At 39.4% G+C, this 431-nt stretch carries 2 protein-coding genes; both read right to left on the reverse strand.

The features are described 5' to 3' along the window. On the reverse strand, positions 1-268 hold a 268-nt coding region (locus tag ACU8YE_RS25650), incomplete at its 3' end, for a hypothetical protein (protein WP_446930440.1). Then, positions 198-431: hypothetical protein (locus ACU8YE_RS25655; protein ID WP_446930442.1), on the reverse strand; the 234-nt coding region annotated here is incomplete at its 5' end. The genes ACU8YE_RS25650 and ACU8YE_RS25655, both read right to left, overlap by 71 nt.

Here is a 431-nt window from a genome sequence, read left to right on the forward strand (position 1 = left end):
TTGCAGAATAGCCTTTGATAGTTTTTTCAACTTTCGGTGAGTTTAACTGAAGAATGGCATTAATTTCATCAGCAACACTAAAAAGTCTCTCTACTTCCAAACGGGTGGAAAAAGAAAGACTTTCTGCATTTTCTGTATAAACTTTTAACCGCTTTTTGATGTCGATTAATGATTGACGATAAACATTAAATAGATGATTATCCGTTTCCTGGTAATTGGCTTTCTGTAGAGCCTGTAGCTCCTTCTGCCATTTGTTGAGTTGGATCATCTGGGTTCACCGCCGTTTCTTCTTCGTCGGTATTATCCGATAAACCTTTAGTATATTCTGCTTCTTCCAAGGCTTCTTTCACGTCTTCCCAATCAAGGTCAAACTGTTCGCAGATAAGACGCAAAACGTTGTCGTCGTCAAGCCGAGGTGCTACTTGCAAGAT

The sequence above is a fragment of the Ralstonia sp. VS2407 genome, from assembly GCF_052950655.1.